The 940-nt window shown below is 61.7% G+C and carries 2 protein-coding genes; both read left to right on the forward strand.

The annotated features are described in order from the left end of the window. The coding region (locus B879_RS23885; protein WP_040401555.1) for an FAD-dependent oxidoreductase at positions 1-750 on the forward strand (750 nt) is incomplete at its 5' end. 52 nt (positions 751-802) lie between these two features. Continuing rightward, the coding region (locus B879_RS23890) for a thioredoxin domain-containing protein (RefSeq protein ID WP_040401556.1) at positions 803-940 on the forward strand (138 nt) is incomplete at its 3' end.

Here is a 940-nt window from a genome sequence, read left to right on the forward strand (position 1 = left end):
CGCTTCGGCGCCGAGATCCTCTTCGATGATGTCACCGCCGTCGATCTCGCCGGGGACGTCAAGATCGTCACCTTGGGCGACGGCACCGTGTACCGTGCCCATGCGGTCATCCTGTCCACAGGATCGGCCTACCGCGAGATCGGTCTACCTGACGAGAAGCGCTTGGCCGGACACGGCGTCTCGTGGTGCGCGACCTGCGACGGATTCTTCTTCCGCGACCAGGAAATTGCCGTCATCGGCGGCGGCGACTCCGCCATGGAAGAAGCCATTTTCTTGACCAAGTTCGCATCCAAGGTCACCGTCGTACACCGCCGCGACACCCTGCGCGCCTCCAAGATTATGGCAGACCGCGCCCTGGCACATCCGAAGATCGAATTCATTTGGGACTCCGAGGTCATTGGCATCGCCGGAGAGCAGAAGGTCACCGCTATGAACCCGCGAAACCTTAAGACCGGGGCAGAGCAGGAAGTACCGGTCACGGGCATGTTCGTGGCCATCGGCAACGACCCACGTACCGACCTCGTCAAGGACGTCCTCACGCTAACCACCGAGGGCACCATCGCCGTTGAAGGACGAACTTCCAAGACCAGCATCCCCGGCGTTTTCGCAGCCGGGGATGTCATCGATTCCTCCTACCGCCAGGCCATCACAGCCGCCGGTTCGGGCTGCGCCGCGGCCCTCGACGTCGAACACTATTTGGCCGACGTCGAAGCCGCTACAACCGCGAACGTTCTTTCCGTTTCCAACTAGTCCCCAGCTTCTCCTTCGACGGGGAAGAAAACATTTACGAAAGGTGCAGGCCATGAGCCAGACCAAAGACGTCACAGACGCAACGTTCCAGGCCGAGGTCCTCGAAGCCTCCAAGCCAGTCATCGTCGACTTCTGGGCCGAGTGGTGCGGTCCCTGCCGCCAGCTGACCCCGATCCTCGAGCAGATCGCT

Source organism: Cecembia lonarensis LW9, from assembly GCF_000298295.1.
GTDB lineage: Bacteria > Bacteroidota > Bacteroidia > Cytophagales > Cyclobacteriaceae > Cecembia > Cecembia lonarensis.